This window comes from Bacillus sp. AFS018417 (genome assembly GCF_002560985.1).
GTDB lineage: Bacteria > Bacillota > Bacilli > Bacillales > Bacillaceae_G > Bacillus_A > Bacillus_A rhizoplanae.
Genome location: NZ_NTTM01000030.1, coordinates 103,203 through 124,789, shown reverse-complemented (window position 1 = coordinate 124,789; position 21,587 = coordinate 103,203). Strand labels below are relative to the sequence as shown.

Here is a 21,587-nt window from a genome sequence, read left to right as displayed (position 1 = left end):
GTATTTTTATCAAGGGACTTCACCTTCATTGATTGAAAGCGCTAATTAGGATAAAAAGAAAAACACTGTACAAACAGGGGGAATGTACAGTGTTTTTCTTTATGAAAAAAGAGGGGTAACAATGTTACTGAGCGTTTGGTTGATTCATCAATTGTTGGCTTCATAATAAATGATAATGGTTATCATTATCATTGTCAATAGTTTTTGTATCTTTTGTTTTGAAAAATTTAAAGTTTACAAAAGATTGATTTAATAATATAATAACAGCGTTTACATGATAATAATTATCAGTATCGTTAAAAGGGGCGGGAATAGATGAAAAAGCCATGGAAAGTGATGACAACAGTTGCTGTTGTTTCCTCACTGTTACTTTCAGTAGGGTGTACAGGTAAAAAGGAAGAGACGACGGCAAAAGAAAAAAGTACATATGGTGTACCAGTAACGGACTATACATTTGATACAGCTGCAAACATGTTTGCATATGCAGAATTTGAATTAGCTGGGGAACCGTTAGCAGAAAGCTTAGGATTAGATTTAGATCTTTTAGATGCACAAAAACAAAATAAACCAACGAAATTTGATTATATGGCTGGAATCGAGTCTTATGAGTACTCAGAAGAAGGAATGTATGAGGTAGTAGAAAAATCAGGGCTTGGTTTCCATTTACTTCATGCCCCAATTGTACAGAAGATGACAAAAGAAACAAATAAAGAAGCTCCATCTTGGCTAGAAGAGCGGTTTTATACACTAGCAGATAGTGTAGGATATCCACGTAAAGAAATTTTTGCAAATATGTATCCGACATTTATGGAATATGCTGGCGGTGACCCTCATTATATGCAAAAAGTAGATACGTCTATATATGCAGAAAATGATGATAAGACGTATGTACCAGCCTTCCAAATGGATTTTAAAACATTGCGCTGGGATCGTTCGAAAATGAATAAAACGTTAACACCAGCCGCATACGGTTCAGCATTTTTAAAACAAGCATTATGGGCGGGAGATTTTTTAGGTGGTTTCCATACAGTAGATAAGGACGAAGAATTAGAAGCTACATCAAATACGCAAGATCAAGATCCGAATATTCGCCTTGGAAAAAGTAGTGCTGATGGTATGCAAGGTGTTATTTTAACAGAAGAAATTTGGAATAAACTTTCATATATTCGTGATGGTCTATTTTATGATGCAAATACAAAGCAATTAACGAACGGAGCAGGAAGTAAATATAGCCCTGAGGGCGGCCTTGTTTACTTACCTCATGAGATTAAAGTAAATGAAGATGAAAAGAATGGCATTGCTAAAGCTGGTCAATTAGAAGTGAAAGATGCACGCAGTGTGCTTCGCGATCAATGGATGATGTTATGGCCAACTGCTGAATTTTTTGGAATGGCAGATCAGCGTCCTAATAATAAAAATGTGAATCCAGCATTCCAAGCAGCATTTGATGGAGCACCATTTGCTAAAGCAGCAGTAGAAAATGTAGATGGTGACACGTCTAACGATGTAAAAGCAGATGACCCTTATTCATTGAATCGTGATGTCATGTTACAAGTCTTTGAAAATATTGAAGCAATGCATTATAACAAAGAAACAGGTGCATTTGTTACAGAGCATAGCGGAACAGAACAAGGCAAACGTATTGATACGTTTGATGCAGGTTATATGGTAGAGGCACTTCGTATATTCCAGCGTGCCATTGATGGTATGCCGGTTGGATATGCAAGCGGGGCAGAGGCACAAGGCTTACAAACAGAAGAAGGAAAACGTGCCCTAAATATGATTAAGACGCAAGCAGATTTCTTATTAAAGAATATGAAAACAAAAGATGGTTTTATGGCAAATAGTTATACAATTGGAAAAGGACAAGATACTGAACCTGTTACATTAGAAGCACAGCTTGGAGCAATCCGAGGATTAACAGCGGCCTTTTTAGCAACGAAAGATGAAACGTATCGCGAAGAAGCGCGTAAACTATATGATTTAGTAGATCGTAAAATGTGGAACAAAGAAGCACATGCATATGAAACGAAAAAAGGTGAAATGAAATATACGCCTTATACAGCTGGAAGTGTATCAGCAGTGTTGCGTGTTGCATTGCAAAATTTAAGTAATACAGATGCAGATAAAACGAAATATGATTCATTAGAACAAAAAACGATTACTTCTCGTTATGTTGATTTTTATGATCAAGTAATCAATGGGCCTTCATTAAAAGAAGGGATGCAAACAAGTGAGTTCTGGGATACAGGCGATGTTTATATAAAAGGGAAGCTTGGAAATGCAGATAAGGATAATGTACCACAAATTCAAGCAGGTCATGGTAAGAATGGTATTGCTCCAGTGCTTGTCAATGTTGAAGTGAAGAAAGAAAAATAAGTTTATGATATTAATAAACCGAACAAGTTGATAAACTTGTTCGGTTTTTATGAAAAAAGGGTGTAACAAAGTAAATTTCCATCAGTAGGAGATATAGATAACAGGGGATGCTCGGTAGAGTGAGAAAGAAGGGTTAGATAATGAAGCGATTGTTTATGGCGGTTGTATTACTCCTAAGTATAGGGATTTTTGCTAGTTGTGGGATGAAAACATCAGGAAAAGAAGAGAAGCGCAGCACCGCTGTTCATAGTGATAACATTGTAACGAGTGCTGATGGGAAATGGATTTATACAGCGAATATTGATATTAATACAGTGACAGTTATGGATGCAAAAAGTAGAAAAGTAGTGTCAGAGATCGCAGTTGGTAAAGAACCGAGACAATTAACAATCAGTCCGGATGGAACGAAATTATATGTTTCTTGTATGTACGATAATAAAGTTGATGTTGTTTCACTTGATAAGAAGAAAGTCATTGATCGAATTCCAACTGAAATTGAGCCATTTGGTGTTGTTACAAATCCAAATGGAACGAAGTTATATGTATCGAATTTTCGCTCTGGTAATGTATCAGTTATTGATCTTGAAAAGAAGAAAACAGTGCAAAAGATTGAAATTGGTGATCGCCCACGTACGCTTGCAATGACAAAAGACGGAAAGAAATTGTATGTACCGCACTATTTAGAGGGGAAAATTAGTGTTGTAGATACAGGGAGTAATAAAGTGAAGAAAGTGATTACACTTGCATCTTCACCAGATAAAGAAGACCGTAAAAAGAGTCAAGGAATTCCAAACACATTAGAGCAATTTGTTATTGCACCAGATGGAAAAACAGCCTGGGTTCCACATATGCTTACAAATGTAGATACACCAATTCAGTTTGAAGAAACAGTTTTCCCAGCTGTGTCGATTATTGATTTAGAAAAAGATGAGGAAATTATAGATCAGCGTAAACAATTATTCGAAGCAATGAATGTGAAGAATACAAAAAATGAAACGATGATTGTATCAAACCCATACGATGTAGCCTTTAACGAAAAAGGAACAAAGGCATTTGTTGTGATGTCTGGTAGTGAAGATCTTATGGTATTTGATTTAACACGTGGAGGGAATGCAACGCAAATTGTAAGGCGTATTCCAGGAAGTAATCCGCGCGGTATTATGTTGCTTCCAAAAGAAAACACATTAGTAGTTCATAATGCGATGAGTCATGATCTTGCTTTCTTAGAAACAGGTGGTAATGATTCATATGCAAAAGTGCAAGCTGATAAGAAGACAGTTAAATTAATTGCAAAAGATTCCTTATCGAAACTTGTACGTGAAGGAAAAGAAATATTCTACAGTGCAAATAGCGATAAATATGCAGCAGGGATTACAGGAAACAACTGGATGAGCTGTGCAACATGTCATAGTGATGGAGAAATTAATGGTTTATCATTAATGACACCAAAAGGGAAGCGAAATGTACCAAGCAACGTTTTAACGACAAAAACAGGTTTATTTATGTGGGATGGATCACGTGATGATTTTACAGATTATATTCATACCGTACAAGGTGAAATGGGCGGTATGATGGAAATTGATCCTGGAAAAGAACTTCCAAAAGATGTGCAGCATATGTATGATGCTTTGCAAGCCTTTTTGGACGATCCGAATTCGTTTCCTGTCCCAAAAAGTCCATATCGTCAAGGGAATGGAGAATTAACACCTACTGCGAAGGATGGAGAGCAGCTGTTTAAAGGCAAGGCAAATTGTTTAACATGTCACGGCGGAGATAATTTCACAAATAGCACAAAAGCTGTTGATGAAAATGGTAAATTAACGACGAACAATACAAACTTCCTTTATAACATTGGGACTGCTAATGAAACAGATACAAATTATGATGGTGATGCACGTGGGGGATTCCAAAATAAAAGACTAAAAGGATACTTTGATCCTCCGACACTTCGCGGTGTATGGGCAACAGCCCCGTACTTACACGATGGTAGTGCGAAAACCGTTGAAGAGGCAGTAGAGAAGCATCAATATGAAGAAAAGCCACAACTGTCAAAACAGGAAGTTCATGCAATTGCGGAATATGTAAAATCAATTCAATAGAAAATAGTGGTGTTTATCCCGCTATTTGCGAACAGTAAGACTCCCACCATCAAGAAAAGAGGTGGGAGTCTTACTGCCTATAATGGCAAGTTTGATTCAACTAATAATCAGTAGTGAAAACGCTTACTAATCAAAGTTGAACTTTATCGCTGTTCTTTTTGTTGTACATATTTCTGTAAATCAAACGGTGTAATTTCTTGAATGAATTCTCTTGATATAAGAGATTGAATGAGTGTGCTTTCGGTAACGACAGCACCTGTTTTCTGTTTGTGAGCTTGTTGTAATAATTGCAGTTTTTCCAATGTTTCTTTAGGTAATTCAATTGTTAATGTGTTCATATTTCTCCCCCCTACTACTAGAGTATCACTAGAAGATAGGAGAAACAAGAAAAGAGAAAGATATATTAATATGGTGAAGAAAGTAATAGAGTTTATTGGATTAAAAAAGGTAACTATTGACAAAATAGTTACCTTTTTTAAAATCTATTTACAGTAATTATGACTAAGCAATACCGATGTATTTTAAAGTTTTGGATGGGGTGTTATGATCAAAAAAGTGTTGTAAAAATGCAATATCTACACCAGATTTGTAAGCACAATATCCCCATGTCTTGCGAAGTGTATGTGAGCTAATCCCTTCTAAACCAACTTCTTTTGCCGCTTTATTTAAAATGTACCAAGCGTGTTGTCTTGTAATAGACTTTGTTCCCTTTTGAGATTTTAATAATGGTTCATTTCGTTTCCATACTTTTCGCTCTTTCATGTATTGTTCGATAGTATGTTGCAATTCTTCATTTACAGCGAACCATTTATGTTTTTTCATTTTGTCATTATAGAACAAAATAGAATGACGAACATGTTCATTTTCATCAATAACATCGCCAACTTTTAATTGTAAAATCTCGCTTACTTTTAATCCTGAATTCACAGCTAACACGAATAATAAAGCATCACGCTTCGAAGATTGTAATAGTATATCTTTGATTTTTTCTAATTGTTTTTCATTTTGAATTGGTTGTCCTACTTGTTTCATTTCACGCACTCTCCTCTTTTATATGTGTAAAGGAAAGGATTAACTAGTTATTACTATAAAGGGAGTATGTGAATTTCATGTGAACTCCTCGTGAAATTAGAACAAATTATTTGACTTCTTTTGCTTTTTGTAATTCGAAATAAAAGGCAACACCATTTTCTTTATTATACACACCGTAATCGGCATGATGAAGTTCTAAAATATTTTTTACAATGGATAAGCCTAGACCTGTTCCACCTGTATGACGGCTACGGGATGCGTCTAATCGATAGAAACGGTCCCATATTTTATCTAAACTTTCTTCAGGAATCGGCGTACCGTTATTTTCAATTTCTACTTTTACCATTTCTTCATACTCAATGACAGATAGCTTTACTTGTTTCCCATTTGGTGTGTAACGAATTGCATTACTTAATAGATTGACGACAACTTGTTCAATGCGATTGCGATTTGCTTGTACATAAATAGTTGGATCTAATGCAAGCTCTACGTGTAAATTTTTTTCTTCGATACTAAATAATAGCTTTGTATAAACTTGTTGGATTAATTCTCCAATTGAAAAAGCTTCAATTTCTAATTTATATGTGCCAGATTCAAGTTTTGCAAGTTCTAGCATTTCGACAATAAGGCGGTTCATATTATCAGTTTCTTCTAAAATAACGTCGGTATAATACGTAGTATCTTTACTTACACCATCTTTAATGCCTTCAGCGAAACTACGGATTACACTTAGCGGTGTTTTTAATTCATGAGATACGCCAGAGATAAATTCTTTTCTTGTTTTCTCTAGCTGTCTCTCTTTTTCAATATCTTGCTGTAGTTTTGTATTTGCTACATGCAATTTGTCAATTCGATCTTTTAAATTTACAGAAAGGCTGTTAATACTACCTGATAAGCTTCCAATTTCATCGTCTGTTGATATTGGAAGTTTTTCAGAAAAATCAAAGTTCGCCATTTTCTTTGTAACACGATTCATTTTAATAAGCGGCTTTGCAATAATTTTTGAGTAATAGAATGACAATAAAATAATGACAATAAAGACGATAATTAATGCATAAACATAATAATCTTTCAAAACAAGCATAGCTTCATCAACGGGCTGCAGTGATGTCATTGCAAATGCAAATTCTTTTATTTCACCATTTTTAACAACGGGTTTAACAAAAATCTGATATTTCACTTCATTTTCCCCGCCCATTGTATACGTCGTCATTTCATTTGTATTTGTTTTTCCTAATGCGACAGAAAGCTCCCAGTGCTGAATGCCCTGGATTAATGTATCTTTATTTGCAAGACGAATATCACTTGAGGAAGGAATGTGCAGTTTTGAAATAGTACCGTCAAATGTACTAACACCAACACCGAAATCCTTTGTATATAAAGTTTTTTTCACGTCTTGAAGTTGTATACCAAATTGCTTCAAGTCTGAAATGATATTATCATTTTGCCATATCCTGTTGTCGGCAGTAGTAATTGTAATAGGAATAATCATATCTTGTTTTAAGATCCCTTGTACACGGATTGGATCATTAAGGTTTAATCCTAATTTTATAAACGAAGAATATTCATCGTTTGTGAAAATGTTATTGAGTGGAATAAAAAATGTTTTATTAGACTTATCAACAAGTTCAATGTGATAATTTTTGTCATCCTGAATAATGCCATTACGATCTAGTAAGACGAGTTCAGCATTTGTTTTTTCATAAAACTCTTGTTTTAACTTTGAAAGTTCTTCAACTGACTGATCGCTTTTTTCATATTTACTTACAAATTTTTCGAAAGATGTTTGGACCGTATGAATTTTTTTCTTTATATAAAATTTTTCTAAAAACAGTGATTGTCCAAGGAAAAAGAGTAAAAATGTAGCAGTAAACAATGCTGATGTTAATAGAAAAAGCTTAAACACAATGCTTCTTTTTTTCACTTCTTCACCTCATAAATTGTAAATTCCATAGTAGTCTTCTTATTATAGCAAACGAATAAAGAGAGTAGGAGAGGAAATCTGTCGCTTGTTGAGACAGTTTTTTTTCAAAAAGTCATATAAAATGAAACTTCCATCAGGGGGGATTTTTTCATCCCCCCTGATGGTTAGTTGAATCAATCGGGCGCATGCCAGCAGTTATCCCAAACCTATCTTATTTGTTTCTCTCTCAATCTTGAGGTGGGGGCTTACTGCCCGTTAATGCGGGATAAAAAAGAACTCGCCAGACGTATGACAAGTTCTTGTGAAAATTACGATTGAATTGCTGCATCTAATGCAATTTCAATCATCTCATTAAATGTCGTTTGACGCTCTTCAGCTGTGGTTTCTTCACCGGTAAAGATATGGTCACTTACTGTTAAAACAGATAATGCATTTACACCGTATTTTGCTGCTAATGTATATAGTGCAGTTGTTTCCATTTCAACAGCTAAAACACCGTAATCGCCAAGTTTTTTCACCATGTCCATACTTTCACGGTAAAATACATCAGCTGTTAGTATGTTACCAACGCGAATATGTAAACCTTTTTCTACACCAGCATCATATGCTTTCTTTAATAACTCAAAGTCTGCACACGGCGCAAAATCAAATCCAGGGAATGTCAAACGATTGATGTTAGAATCGGTACAAGCAGTCATTGCAATAATAACATCACGTACTTTTACGTCTTTTTGAATCGCACCGCATGTCCCTACACGAATCAAGTTTTTTACACCATAACTTTGAATCAATTCGTTTACATAAATAGAAATAGAAGGAACGCCCATACCTGTTCCTTGAACAGAGACACGTTTGCCTTTATATGTTCCTGTAAATCCTAGCATACCTCGTACATTGTTGTAGCATGTTACATCTTCTAAAAAATTTTCTGCAATATACTTTGCACGTAAAGGGTCTCCGGGTAATAAAATAGATTCAGCAATTTCGCCTTCTTTGGCTCCGATATGAACGCTCATATATATCCTCCTCGTTATGTAGCAATCGATATTATATAGTGATTATAATATCGATTAAGCAGTTTTCTCTTTGTAGTATACACGAAGTAGAGCGTTTTCAATAGTGTGTTTTCAAACGTGTATTTCTATTTATATTGCTATTTATGGGCGGTAAAATCCCACCTCAAGATTATGAAAAGACAAGGAAGGTAGGTGGAGAGAGTGTAAGATAAAATAATTGCACAAAAAAGAATATAGATTAGATGTTTTTATATATAAAATAGTCTGAATTGTGTTACAATTTATCAAAAAGTAGATAGGTGATTTCGTGAAAAATCTTATAATAGGAATTATCGCTTTGCTTCTTATTGTTCTTGGCGGATTTTATATGAAAAAATACAAAAGCAGCGAAGAAACAACGGGACAAGTACAACAAGTGAAGTGGCAACTTGATGATATCGATGTAAATAAAAATGCACATATTACATTTCAATTACAAGATAAAAAAGGGAATGAGATTCATGGTGTAAACGACCACATTCGGTTATTTATTGTGGACAAGCAGTTAGCGCAGTCGTATCAGGTGAGACCAACGTTTACTGGTAATGGTTCATATAAAGCCACGTATCAATTTAAAAAAGCAGGGGAATATACAATTTTCTTATATGAAGAAATAGGAGAGACAACAAAACAGTTTGCTGAAAAAAATATTATAGTAGGCAATAAAGAAGAAAAAAAACAAAAGCCAATTGCTGTAGATAGTGTATTAACAAAAAATATTGGTACTTACAAAACATCGCTTTTATTTCGTACGTTACATCCGAATGAAGAGGAAACATTAACGTTTCAATTTCAAATAGAAAAAGGGCAAAAACTAAAATTTCGCTCAAATACAGGAGAACGTGCTGCACTGCACATAGTAGATGAAAAAAAACAACATTTCTTGTACGTTGTTCCTGTTAATGATGAAGGACAATTGCAATTTCGCGTTACGTTTCCGAGTGAAGGGATTTATAAAATATGGGGTACTTTTTATATAAACGGAGAGAAATATGAGGAGCAGTTTGTATTACAAGTTCAGAAACGAAAAGACAGCTAAGAAGTTTAGCTGTCTTTTCGTTTTCCGATTAATTTTGTTACAGCGAGCATCGTAATTGGCAATGAATGATTTTTCCGAAATGCTAAATACTTCCCGCTCCATGCTGGTTTATATTTCTCTTTGAAATGTCTCAGGCCGCTAAAGCTATATGTATAGCGAACATTGTTGAAAATGGCTGCTGCGACGCGCTCTGACCAAAATGATTGTGCCGATAACCCAACGTTAGAAAGGGGAGCCATTCCGATATTAAAGCAGTGATAGCCATTTTCTTTTGCCCATTGGAATAAATGAATGAAAATAGCATCCATAATTCCACCTGGTGCATTAGGGTAATAACGCATTAAATCAACAGATAACTCACCATCTTGATATACAGGCATCAATGTTGTGAAGGCAATGATTTGACCATCAGCATCAGAAAGTGTTGCAACCGGCGCACGGTTCACATAATCACGATCTAAATAGCCAAGAGAGAAGCCTTTTTCCTTTTTTCCACCAAGCCATGCATCTGATACTTTTTTGAGTTCATCATACAATTCATCTGCAAATGGAGGTTGGTGAATCGCAAAGGTATAACCTTCTCGTTCGAAACGATTAAAAGTTGCACGCAATCCAGCTCTTTTTTTTCCGGATATTGTAAAAGTGTTTAAATCGACAACCGCTTCTTCACCCAGTTTGAAGAAGTTGTAACCGAAATCATGATATAAACTCATCCATTTACTTTCAATTTGATAAAATACGCAAATATATCCGAAACGATCCGCTTCTGTTAGAAATTCTTCTAATACTTTACGAAAAGAAGATTGCTGTCCGATTGGATCCCCGAGTACAATAAGACGTTTACCTGTAGGAGAAAACTGAATCATCGCTTTGCCATCGCTACTGAAAAAGAACTGCTTATCTCCTAAAAAACCAAGATGGCTTAACACGTTCCCACCATGTTCATCTAAAAAATGTTGCAGCCGTTTCGGATTGAAAGGTTGCCCGGGAAATTTACTTCGATAGCGATTTGCGATAATGGAACCAATTAGTAAAAAGCTTGGTACAAAAAAGGCTGCGGCAAATGCACTTCGTTGTACTTGTTTAATATTACGAACAACAAAATCAGGTTTAAACACTTCCTTTGCTTCCGCAAATAGTACCCCTAAGTTTTTGTATAGATACAATGTAATAAGTAAAAAAAGGAATACTTTTACTACATCTGAGAATAAAACCTCCACTTTTTCACGTATAAATCGTTTACGAATCATATATAGTACAGCGAGTACAATGAGTAAGATAAAGGTTTCTTCTAAATCAATTCCTTTTAATGTATTAAAAATCGCGGCTCCGATTAGGGTTGCAATCGTCATATAGTAGGATCGCTTCGTTCCATGATAAATGCCGCTTGATAAAATAACGAGCAAAATACCAAATGTTAGCGATAAACTAAAAGAAATCTGTACTAGGTATTTAGGGACTAAAATATGAAGTACATGGGCGCGTTCAATACTTGTTGGAAAGATAGTGGAGAAAATCACCATGATTCCTGCAAAGCTTGTTAACGCAGCAGATGCCCAAGAACCGAGCTTTCTTAGAAAATCACGTTGTAACGTCCAAAGGACTCCAGTTGTTTCGAGGGCAGGTGCAATAAATGGTTTATCTTCAAATTTCTTTAGAGCAGCTCCTGTCATTTCAATCGCTGCAAAAACCAATCCGAGTCCAAATGGTAAAATATAATATACAAAGCGATATAATAACATAGCAGGAAGCAATACGCTTGTATCAAATCCATACTGTTCTAGTCCTGTTAAGAAAACAAGGTCAAAGGAGCCAAGTCCTCCTGGTACAAGGCTAACAACGCCAGCCAGGGCTGCAATGACATATACACCGAGAAATTGACGGAAATCTACTTCAATCCCAAATAGAAGTAAGATGACATACATAACAATACTTGCCGATACCCATTCTAATAATGAAACAAGTGAATAGAGGACAGTTGGATTTTGTTCTACTTGTTCTGCTTCTTCTGTTTTTCGCTTGCGATTTTTTATTTTTGAAACACCTATGTATAATGGGACAAAAAGGGCGAAAAAGATGAGAACTGGCCATAGCCAAGGTTTTTCTTGTAAAATAAATCTTGTATCTAATACGCCGATGAGGCCAAGAAAGGATAGTAATGCTAACCCATTAATAAAAGCCGTTGTCATCCAAGCGATACTTTTAAGAAGTTTACCGTTCTCCTGTACATAAGGACGATATAACATTGTACGTATACCTGCCCCCATAAGACCACCAAATCCTATAAATCCATTTAATGTATTAGCAATCCAAGAAATGCGGAAAATCTTTTTAACTGGTATATCAGCTTGCAAATGCCGCAGCATTACAAAGTCATAAAAGAACATTGTAGCAATAGCCAATGCGCCAAGTGTAACGGCTAAGAAAAAACCACCAGATGGAATGTTTTTAATCGTTTCAACTGCTTCTCGAAATGAGATACCTGATAGTTCTTTTCGTGCTTGAAAAAACACAATTGTTAGTATGACAAAGGGGAAAATAAATTTTCCGATTTGTAGCATACGTTTCCATGAAAACGACATAAAGACAACTCTCCTTATATAAGAAAACTGAGGCAATATTTTTATTATGACAAACTTCAGTGAAAATAAAAAGGAAAATTCAGTTACAAAAGCTATAAACTAAAAAATGTAATTTAGCATATTACAAAATTTTTTTACATTTAAGAATTAATATATAAGATAGAGCAGAAAAGAAAAGAAGCTTCATGTTTTATCCCGCATTAACGGGCAGTAAGACCCCCACTGATGGAAGTTTCACTTTATTTTGAAGAAATTTTGCAAGAATTTACTCCTTTTGAAGGAAATCTGCTTTTTAAAATCGAAAATCAAAACATATATGTTGCGCTAGCTTATGTGATAAAAATAGAAACAGCTAGAGCGTTTTCATATTAATACGATAGAAGAATATCGCGTATATTTTGATGAAGAAACAATAATAGCAGCATAAGCAATTTTCGAAAATCCGTTAAAATGGTGAGGGGAGAAACTAGCATGTCGAATTTAATGGTTGAAAATCAAACGCGGCAAGTAACTGTTTTTTTGGAAGAAGTAATTGAAGTGATCACAAAATATGTAAATAATCACACATTACCTTTATTATTAGAAGAAACACCTGAAGGCGATGAACAGTATTTTGCTGGATTGTTAGCTTCAATTCGACGTTTACTTGTATTTTGTGAAGAAGGGTTAGATGCTTGCTGCGTAGTAATGAATAATGAGCCGTTTCGAAAAAATGCAGCGCAAAGAACGTTATATAAAATCTATCATCAAGTGATTGCAGAGTTTTTTTCACCGAAAAATGATTATTGGTATGAAAATAGCCGATCAGCTTATACAGGGAAGAATTCAATTGCCTTTCAAAAACAACCTCCTTTTTCTATTGAACGAATGATGCAAGAGTTAGAAGGGAAATTTCAAATGTTGCGTGAAGAACTAGAATATTATGAGACAGACTATCAAACGAAAATGATACAAAAATATTAACTACCGAAAGAAGCTAGGTGATTCCTAGCTTCTTTTGCTTTTTGAAACGTCATATACGCTCATACTTTCGAATACATTTAAAAAGGATAGCATTGATGGAGGTGACATATGAGTCAGCAAGAAGTGTTTACCGATTACTTTCATGAAGTTGAAAGTTGGTGCGAAAGTGTTCTCCACGTATTAGATAACCGGGCAACGGAAGTGTATGATGTCCATATGCTTGCATATAAAATTCAAATGTTATTAGATCGTATTAAAGAAAATGAATATGATTATGATGCGGAGTTTGTTTATGAAATTAGTGATGATGTTGAACATATTCAACACTACTTACAAGAGGCGTTAATGTCTGATTCAGAACAATATGTATTATACGAAAGAAATTATGTAGAAACTTCTGTACCGATTGGGGGACATACTCTTCCGCCACTTCCATATCCGTATAATGCACTTGAACCGTATATTTCAAGGGAAATTATGATGCTTCATCATGATAAGCATCATCGTAGTTATGTAGAAGGATTGAATAAAGCAGAGAAAATGATGGCAGAAGCACGAAAAACAAATCAATTTGATTTAATAAAGCATTGGGAGAGAGAAGCTGCTTTCCATGGTTCCGGACATTACTTACACACTATTTTTTGGAACAATATGAAAAAAGATGGTGGTGGTAGCCCACATGGAGACTTATCGAGGCAAATTGAAAAAGATTTCGGGAGCTTTTTACGTTTTCAAAAACATTTTACAGAAGCAGCAGCAAAGGTGGAAGGTTCTGGATGGGCGATTCTCGTTTGGGCACCTCGTTCCGGGCGATTAGAAATTTTACAAAGTACACTTCATCAATTATTTACGCAATGGGATACGATCCCTCTATTAGTACTTGATGTATGGGAGCATGCATATTATTTACAATATCAAAACCGAAAGGAAGAATATATTAAGAATTGGTGGAATATTGTCAACTGGGGTGATGTAGAGAAAAGATTTGAAAGTGTAAAAGAACTTCAGTGGATATCATATTAGACGCATCGTGATGCGTCTTTTTTGTGGGTAGTAAAACCCCCACCTCAAGATTTAGAGAGAAGCGAGGAAGATAAGTGGGGGATAAAAAAATCCCACTGATGGAGGTTTCACTTTATCCCGCTATTTGCTGGCAGTAAGTCCCCTACCTCAACTTCCATTCATATTTTAAAGGTCCAAGCATACACTTGTACAAAAAGTGCCGAAAAGGACGTGAATATATGCGAGGAAGATGGATTGTGATAGCACTTATTATGATATGTGTAAGTATGTTACCCAATGATACATATGCACAAATGAATAATGTTAGTGCTCGTAATGCCGTGTTGATGGAGCAGCATTCGGGGCGTGTACTATATGGAAAGTTAGAGCATGAATCCGAAAAAATTGCAAGTATTACAAAAATTATGACCGCGCTTTTGGCAGCTGAATCAGGGAAAATGAAAGAAAAGGTATCAATTAGCAATACGGCTGTTCGTGTGGAAGGATCGGCTATTTATTTAAAGCCAGGGCAGAAAGTAACGTTAGAGGATTTAGTATACGGTTTAATGTTACGTTCTGGAAATGATGCAGCTCAGGCAATTGCAGAATATATTGGTGGAAGTACGGATGGGTTTGTCTATTTAATGAATGAAAAGGCCGCACAAATTGGAATGAAGGATACACATTTTTCTAACCCGCACGGTTTAGATGGGGATGGGACACATTATTCTTCAGCATATGATATGGCACAGTTAACACGGTACGCCATGAACAATGAGACATTTCGTAAAATTTTTGGAACGAAAACGTATCAGTCGCAAGCGTGGGATTATCCATGGAAAAATAAACATAAGCTTGTTACATCTATGTACGAGTATGCAACAGGAGGAAAAACTGGCTTTACGAAAAAGGCAGGACGAACACTTGTAACAACTGCATCAAAAGATGGGCTAGATTTGATTGTTGTAACATTGCAGGCTTCGAGTGATTGGGACGATCATATGTATTTATTTAATGAAGGCTTTAAACAGTATATATCAACTACAGTACTAAAAAAGGGAGTACTTTCTGAAATTCAAGACAAAAAGTATAAAAATCATGTATATACGAAAAATGATTTGTTAGTGCCGCTAACAAAAGAGGAGTTAAAAAAGGTCACATTACAAATTGAATTTGATAAAACAGCCAAGGTAACAGATGGAGAGAAAGTAGGTCGCGCCATTGCTTATCTAAATGGAGAAGAAATTGGGGAGCGTAATTTATTTTATAGTAAACGAAAGCTTATTGTGACAACAGGTTTGTTTTGGAGTGATTTTAAAGAAGTATTTTCACAAATGTTAGGTGTGAAAACAGATGGTTAATCTTGTCTGGGCTGCGATGGCGTTAATTGGTATTGTGTATGCAATGTTTAATGGAACGATGGAAGAAGTGAATAAAGCGGTTTTTGAAGGTTCAAAAAGTGCTGTAACTATTTGTATTGGACTGATTAGTGTTCTTGTTTTTTGGCTTGGTTTAATGAAAATTGCAGAAGAAGCGGGACTATTAAAGAAGCTTGTTGCATTGTGTATGCCTCTTGTAAAAAAATTGTTTCCAGAAGTTCCGAAGGATCATCCAGCGATGGGTTTTATTTTATCCAATATGTGGGCAAACTTTTTCGGTTTAGGAAATGCAGCTACACCACTTGGGATTAAAGCAATGGAACATTTAAAAGAGTTAAATGGGGGAAAAGACTTTGCGAGTCGTTCTATGATAACATTTCTTGCCTTAAATACATCGGCTATCACGCTTATTCCCACTACGGTTATTTCAATTCGGATGACATATCATTCTGCAAACCCTACTGAAATTGTAGGGGCAACCTTTATCGCTCAAGTGCTATCTATGATTGGTGCCATTTGGATTGATCGTTATTTTTACCGAAGAAGAAGTAGAAAGGGGAAGAAAAAATGAGTATCGTCAATATGATTTCTCTATGGGTGATTCCATGCGTGATTGGATTTATTCTATTATATGGGACGGTAAAAAAAGTACCGACATATGAGTCGTTTGTAGAAGGGGGAAAAGAAGGGATTCAAATTGCTGTATCCATTTTACCATTTATGGTTGGTATGCTCGTTTCTATTGCCATTTTTCGAGCTTCAGGAGCGCTAGATGCAATGATTCATGTGATAAAACCAATGCTAGATATGATTCATGTGCCAGCAGAAATTGTTCCGCTTGCACTTATTCGTCCTATTTCTGGATCAGCAGGGTTAAGTATTACAACGGACTTAATTGCCACATACGGACCAGATTCGTTTATTGGGAGACTTGCTTCCACGATGCAGGGAAGTACAGATACGACTTTTTATATTTTAACAGTTTATTTTGGGGCGGTTGGGATTCGGAAAATGGGTGATGCATTAAAAGTTGGTTTATTTGCTGATTTAATTGGTATCGTGTGTTCAATTGTATTTGTTTCACTTATGTTTCAGTAATAATGATTCATTTTTCATTCAAATTGGACTATAATACGAATACAGCCACTATTAAGAATGCGCTTAATAGTGGCTTTTTTATGGATTGTTTTTGACAAAAACGTGAACATTTGCCGTAAGCAAATGGAAGGAAGTGGACCATAATAAAGAAGAGAATCATACCGCACTCCTTTATTAGCTTACAAAGTTGGCAATGTTGTTTATGGTAAGTAATGGGCATTGTCTACTAGGTTAGACAGTTGCCAAGTCCTTCTAATGAAGGTAAGATAAATTTGAGGTGAAGAAACGAAATGGAACGATTACAAAAGGTAATAGCACAAGCAGGTATCGCATCAAGAAGAAAAGCAGAGGAACTTATTCAACAAGGGAAAGTTAAGGTTAACGGAAAAGTCGTGACCGAACTAGGAACGAAAGTGAGTGCGCAAGATAAAGTTGAAGTAAACAACATTCCTCTTGAAAAAGAAACACCTGCTTACTTTTTATTATATAAACCAACTGGTGTTATTTCGAGTGTAACAGATGATAAAGGAAGAAAAGTGGTCACAGATTTCTTTCCAGAAATTCCACAGCGCCTTTTTCCAATTGGTCGATTAGATTATGATACATCTGGTTTAATATTGATGACAAATGACGGAGACTTTGCGAACATTTTAATGCATCCAAAATATAAAGTTGAAAAAACATATGTGGCAAAGGTAAAGGGCCAGTTAACTGGTGAAAAAATCCGTATGTTAGAAAAAGGTGTTATGCTTGAAGAAGGGAAAACAGCGCCTGCGCATGTGAAAATCCTTTCTTGGGATAAACGTAAAGAGGTTGCAATTGTACAATTGACAATTCATGAAGGAAGAAATCGCCAAGTGCGTAGAATGTTTGAAGCAGTTGGATGTAAAGTGATGAAATTAAAGCGTGAGCGTTATGCCTTTTTAGAGTTAGGTAATTTACGCCCAGGAGATGCAAGAGAATTATCTCCTCATGAAGTAAAACAACTTCGTGCTCTTGCTTCAACGAAACCAAGATAGTATTTAGTAACAGGAATAAAAGCTTCTATCAGTAAAGAAATCTTTACTGATAGAAGTGAATACATAGAAAAGTTTAGTATGTGCTAAACTTATTTATTTCGTTAAGAGAGGAGAGACACCGTGAAGAAAAATAGGCTGTTATTTCGTGTAATCATTTTGCTCATATTAGGAGGGGCAGTAGGGTTTACGTTATATCAAAACTTTTTTGTTGATAAGGAGAAAGCGCAAGTTGGAAAGGAAGCGCCAAACTTTGTTGCTACTGATTTAGAAGGTAACAAAATTACGTTAAAAGATTTAAAAGGAAAAGGTGTTTTCTTAAATTTCTGGGGAACATGGTGTGGACCTTGTGAGAAAGAAATGCCATATATGAATGAATTATATCCGAAATATAAAGAAAAAGGTGTCGAAATAGTGGCATTAGATGCAGATGAAACAGAACTTGCTGTGAAAAACTTTGTGAATCAATATGGACTGAAATTTCCAGTAGCGATTGATAAAGGACAAGAAATTTTAAATACATATGATGTAGGACCGTTACCAACAACGTTTTTAATTGATAAGGACGGAAAGATTGTCGAAAAAATTACAGGTACACAATCTAAAGAACAAATGGAAGAATATTTAAAGAAAATTACTCCATAAATGAGAAATGTATAGAAAATATATTTGTACAGGTAGTATTGATCAATTGAGGTGCTGTTTGTAATTTCAGTACCTAACAATAAAATTCTGATTATTCAGTGAAAGTGTTATGAAACATAGATACATAGAGAAAAGAAACGGCGGTGAGGGATTTGGAACAAATAAAGTGTGTTTGCGGTCATGTAAACCCAATTGGTACAATCTTTTGCGAAGCTTGCGGAAAGCCTTTTGAAGATGAGAAAGATACGAAATTATTAGATATGCGATATGAAGGAAGTGCACGGCGGTCTCTTACACATACAAAAACAGTTGTGGATAAAATTTGGAGTTTTTTCTCTTCCGTAAAAGTTGGAGTATGGCTCATTGTTATTACACTTATCGCATCTGGAGTGGGGACGATTTTTCCACAAGAAATGTATCTCCCACCAAATGTCACGCCGGGGGAATACTATGAACAGCAGTATGGTTTTCTTGGAAAATTGTATTACCAATTAGGATTTGACAATCTATATAGCTCTTGGTGGTATATGATGTTAATTGCATCTATCGGGATTTCTCTCGTTATATGTAGTTTAGACCGAGTTGTTCCTTTGTATAAAGCGCTGAAAAAACAAGGAGTAACAAGGCATCCGAGTTTTTTAAAGAGGCAGCGATTATACGGAGTAGCACTAGCAACAAAAGAAGAAATTGAATGTGTTAAGGAAAACTTGAAAAAGAGAAAATACAATGTGCGAGTGGAAAATGATAACATTCTAGCAGAAAAAGGACGTTTTTCTCGTTGGGGTCCATATGTAAATCATATTGGTCTTATTATTTTCTTATTTGGAACGATGCTGCGTTTTGTCCCTGGTATGTATGTAGATGAATCGCTTTGGCTTCGTGAAGGTGAAATGAAAGAAATCCCAGGAACAGACGGAAAGTATTATTTGAAGAATGAAAAATTCATTAAAGAAGTCTATGATAAAGGAAAAGAAAATGAAGTCTTTGATGATGCGATTGATCGAGTTGGGAATAAGGTAATTCCGAAAAACTATCAAACAAATGCCGTATTATATAAAGCGGTTGGAAAAAATATTGCTGGTCAAAAGCCAAAGCTTGAGAAAGTGGAAGAGTATAACATTCGAGTGAATGAACCTCTTAAATTTGATCATTATGCTCTTTATCAAGTAGATTTTAAAGAGGGCGAATTTAGTAAAATGTCTTTTGCTTTACAAAAGAAAGAAAGTGGCCAAAAATGGGGCCCAATTACAGTTGACCTAGCAAATCCAAAAGAAACATACGATTTAGGAAATGGATACTCTCTGCAGTTGTTAAGTTATTTTCCGGATTTTTACTTTGATGAAAGTGGAAAACCGAATACAAAAACGAAGCTACCTAATAATCCAGCGTTTGTTTTTAAAATGTTTACACCCGAAACACCAAAGGGAGAAGTGAGCTTTGTTGGAATTCGACAAAATATAGAGCCAGAAGGAAACAATTTATACAAAATGTCTTTTGCAGGTGTAGAAACGCGTAACGTTACAGCGCTTACTGTACGAAAAGATTTGACACTTTGGATTATAGCTCTGGGAGGCTTTATTTTCATGGTCGGTGTTATTCAAGGTATGTATTGGAATCATCGACGCATTTGGATACAACGTGTTAACAATGAATGGTGGATTGCTGGGCATACAAATAAAAATTGGTATGGTTTGCGAAAAGAGATAGAAAAAGTCTTAGAAGGGACAAGCATTCCACAGCCAAATGATAAAGTCAATGAGAAGAAAATTAGTTAAGGTGGGGAGAGAGTATGGTAGAAATAAGTAGTAATTTCTTATTTGCTGCTTTCGTATTGTATTTAATTGCAACGTTGTTTTTTGGAGGTGCGATTAAAGAAAAAGGGCGGAAGTGGGCAAACATTGGGATAAGTATTACTATTCTAGGTTTTGCTGCGCAATCGGTATACTTTGTTACGAGATGGATTGCATCAGGACATGCACCAGTTAGTAATTTTTTTGAATTTGGGACATTTTTCGGCATGATGATGGTTGGTGCATTTATTATTATGTATTTTATATATAAGACAAGCATCCTTGGTTTATTTGCACTTCCAGTTGCTATTTTACTCATTGCCTATGCAAGTATGTTTCCGAGGGAAATTACACCGCTTATCCCTTCATTAAAAAGTTACTGGCTACAGATTCATGTAACAACAGCAGCTGCTGGCCAAGCTATTTTAGCAATTAGTTTTATTGCGGGGGTTATATATTTACTGAAAAATGTGGATCAGTCAAAAAAAAGTAAGCAAACATTTTGGCTGGAAGCAGTTATTTTTTCGCTTGTTTGTGTAATTGGATTTATAGCAGCGACAACTGCTTTTTCAAGTGTAAAGTATGAAGCGAAATTCCAATGGATTGATAAAAATGAGCGGCAAGCAGAAATGGTGTACAATCTACCTGCTTTAGTAGGACCTCATGAAGGAAAGTTAGTCACAACTGACAAACTTGAGCCTGTTATAGAAACACCTGCTATTATTAATGCGAAAAAATTAAATACAGTGATTTGGTCGATATTTATAGGAACAGGACTGTATATCTTATTAAGATTGATTTTACGTAAACGAGTGGCAGCGGCGATTCAACCAGTAGTACAAAAAGTGGATAGTGATTTGCTTGATGAAATTGGATATCGCTCTGTTGCAATTGGATTCCCAGTCTTTACGTTAGGTGCATTAATCTTTGCGATGATTTGGGCGCAAATTGCATGGACACGTTTTTGGGGATGGGATCCAAAAGAGGTTTGGGCACTCATTACCTGGCTCTTTTATGCAGCCTTTTTACATTTACGCTTGTCTAAAGGGTGGCACGGTGAAAAATCAGCATGGCTTGCAGTAATCGGATTTGCAATTATTATGTTTAACTTTGTTGTGGTAAACTTAGTAATTGCAGGCCTGCATTCATATGCATAACAATAATTGAAGTTCAACGAGTCAAGTCGTACGATTCATTATTGCAGGATAAAGTGAAACTTCCATCAGTGGAGAGTTTTTTCATCTCCCACTGATGGAAAGCTCTCACCAATCGGGCTTTTACGGGCAGTTACCCCCCACCTATCTTCTTCGGATTCTTCACAATCTTGAGGTGGAGGGCTTACTGCCCATTAATGCGGGATAAAATAGGAAGGTAACCGTCACTTTCCTATTTTATTTTTGTCAATTTCTTTTCTTTTTTGAGAAAAACATGACAAAGTATAAGAGAATTTTGTAAAATGATGTCGAGGACAAATTATATTGTTCAGGAAACATACATATTTTTGGAAAAACTATGAACAAATTTTATTGTTTTTGTGAAACATAATGCAAAGGTGAACTTTCAATCATGAAAGGTTTTGTCTAT

17 protein-coding genes are annotated in these 21,587 nt (G+C 35.5%); 12 read left to right on the top strand and 5 right to left on the bottom strand.

Annotated features, from left to right (window positions below; all coding sequences use genetic code 11):
- Window positions 1-315: 315 nt before the first annotated feature.
- Window positions 316-2,379: a hypothetical protein gene (locus CN326_RS13105; RefSeq protein ID WP_098309460.1), complete on the top strand. Its 2,064-nt coding sequence runs from the start codon at window positions 316-318 to the stop codon at window positions 2,377-2,379.
- A gap of 140 nt (window positions 2,380-2,519) precedes the next feature.
- Complete coding sequence (locus tag CN326_RS13100) at window positions 2,520-4,478, top strand: beta-propeller fold lactonase family protein (protein WP_098309459.1); 1,959 nt, start codon at window positions 2,520-2,522, stop codon at window positions 4,476-4,478.
- A gap of 143 nt (window positions 4,479-4,621) precedes the next feature.
- Here the strand turns inward: CN326_RS13100 and CN326_RS13095 are convergent, their stop codons facing one another.
- The 4 genes from CN326_RS13095 to deoD all read right to left on the bottom strand — a co-directional run bounded on the left by CN326_RS13095 (window position 4,622) and on the right by deoD (window position 8,450).
- On the bottom strand, window positions 4,622-4,816 hold the full coding sequence (locus CN326_RS13095) for a DUF3924 family protein (protein ID WP_098309458.1): 195 nt from the start codon (window positions 4,814-4,816) through the stop codon (window positions 4,622-4,624).
- Window positions 4,817-4,979: 163 nt separating this feature from the next.
- Entirely contained in the window at window positions 4,980-5,510 is a 531-nt protein-coding gene (locus CN326_RS13090) for a tyrosine-type recombinase/integrase (protein ID WP_098309457.1), read from the bottom strand.
- Between the two features lie 106 nt (window positions 5,511-5,616).
- Window positions 5,617-7,434: a HAMP domain-containing sensor histidine kinase gene (locus tag CN326_RS13085; protein WP_098309456.1), complete on the bottom strand. Its 1,818-nt coding sequence runs from the start codon at window positions 7,432-7,434 to the stop codon at window positions 5,617-5,619.
- Window positions 7,435-7,742: 308 nt separating this feature from the next.
- On the bottom strand, window positions 7,743-8,450 hold the full coding sequence (deoD, locus tag CN326_RS13080) for a purine-nucleoside phosphorylase (RefSeq protein ID WP_098309455.1): 708 nt from the start codon (window positions 8,448-8,450) through the stop codon (window positions 7,743-7,745).
- A gap of 307 nt (window positions 8,451-8,757) precedes the next feature.
- Here deoD and CN326_RS13075 point away from each other — a divergent pair, with 307 nt between their 5' ends.
- On the top strand, window positions 8,758-9,528 hold the full coding sequence (locus CN326_RS13075; protein ID WP_098309454.1) for a hypothetical protein: 771 nt from the start codon (window positions 8,758-8,760) through the stop codon (window positions 9,526-9,528).
- Between the two features lie 5 nt (window positions 9,529-9,533).
- Here CN326_RS13075 and mprF read toward each other — a convergent pair whose 3' ends face one another.
- Entirely contained in the window at window positions 9,534-12,110 is a 2,577-nt protein-coding gene (gene mprF / locus CN326_RS13070) for a bifunctional lysylphosphatidylglycerol flippase/synthetase MprF (protein WP_098309453.1), read from the bottom strand.
- A 471-nt stretch (window positions 12,111-12,581) separates the two neighbouring features.
- Between mprF and CN326_RS13065 the strand changes: the two genes are divergently transcribed.
- The 9 genes from CN326_RS13065 (at window position 12,582) to ccsB (ending at window position 21,160) form a co-directional block, all read left to right on the top strand.
- Window positions 12,582-13,073, top strand: a complete 492-nt coding sequence (locus CN326_RS13065) for a DUF3907 family protein (protein ID WP_098309452.1) — start codon at window positions 12,582-12,584, stop codon at window positions 13,071-13,073.
- Window positions 13,074-13,181: 108 nt separating this feature from the next.
- Window positions 13,182-14,096, top strand: a complete 915-nt coding sequence (locus tag CN326_RS13060) for a superoxide dismutase (RefSeq protein ID WP_098309451.1) — start codon at window positions 13,182-13,184, stop codon at window positions 14,094-14,096.
- Between the two features lie 218 nt (window positions 14,097-14,314).
- Window positions 14,315-15,436 carry a D-alanyl-D-alanine carboxypeptidase family protein gene (locus CN326_RS13055; protein ID WP_098309450.1) on the top strand — a complete coding sequence of 374 codons (1,122 nt, stop codon included), beginning with the start codon at window positions 14,315-14,317 and terminating at the stop codon, window positions 15,434-15,436.
- Window positions 15,429-16,025 (top strand): nucleoside recognition domain-containing protein, encoded by a 597-nt coding sequence (locus tag CN326_RS13050; RefSeq protein ID WP_098309449.1) that lies wholly within the window; start codon window positions 15,429-15,431, stop codon window positions 16,023-16,025. The genes CN326_RS13055 and CN326_RS13050 overlap by 8 nt, the downstream gene beginning before the upstream one ends.
- Window positions 16,022-16,552: a spore maturation protein SpmB gene (gene spmB / locus CN326_RS13045; protein WP_098309448.1), complete on the top strand. Its 531-nt coding sequence runs from the start codon at window positions 16,022-16,024 to the stop codon at window positions 16,550-16,552. The genes CN326_RS13050 and spmB overlap by 4 nt, the downstream gene beginning before the upstream one ends.
- A 290-nt stretch (window positions 16,553-16,842) precedes the next feature.
- On the top strand, window positions 16,843-17,571 hold the full coding sequence (gene rluB / locus CN326_RS13040) for a 23S rRNA pseudouridine(2605) synthase RluB (protein WP_098309447.1): 729 nt from the start codon (window positions 16,843-16,845) through the stop codon (window positions 17,569-17,571).
- Between the two features lie 120 nt (window positions 17,572-17,691).
- Window positions 17,692-18,213 (top strand): thiol-disulfide oxidoreductase ResA, encoded by a 522-nt coding sequence (gene resA, locus CN326_RS13035; protein WP_098309446.1) that lies wholly within the window; start codon window positions 17,692-17,694, stop codon window positions 18,211-18,213.
- Window positions 18,214-18,365: 152 nt separating this feature from the next.
- Window positions 18,366-19,988, top strand: coding sequence for a cytochrome c biogenesis protein ResB (gene resB, locus CN326_RS13030; protein WP_098309445.1), 1,623 nt, complete (start codon window positions 18,366-18,368; stop codon window positions 19,986-19,988).
- A 14-nt stretch (window positions 19,989-20,002) separates the two neighbouring features.
- Window positions 20,003-21,160 carry a c-type cytochrome biogenesis protein CcsB gene (gene ccsB, locus CN326_RS13025; RefSeq protein WP_098309444.1) on the top strand — a complete coding sequence of 386 codons (1,158 nt, stop codon included), beginning with the start codon at window positions 20,003-20,005 and terminating at the stop codon, window positions 21,158-21,160.
- The last annotated feature ends 427 nt before the right edge of the window (window positions 21,161-21,587 follow it).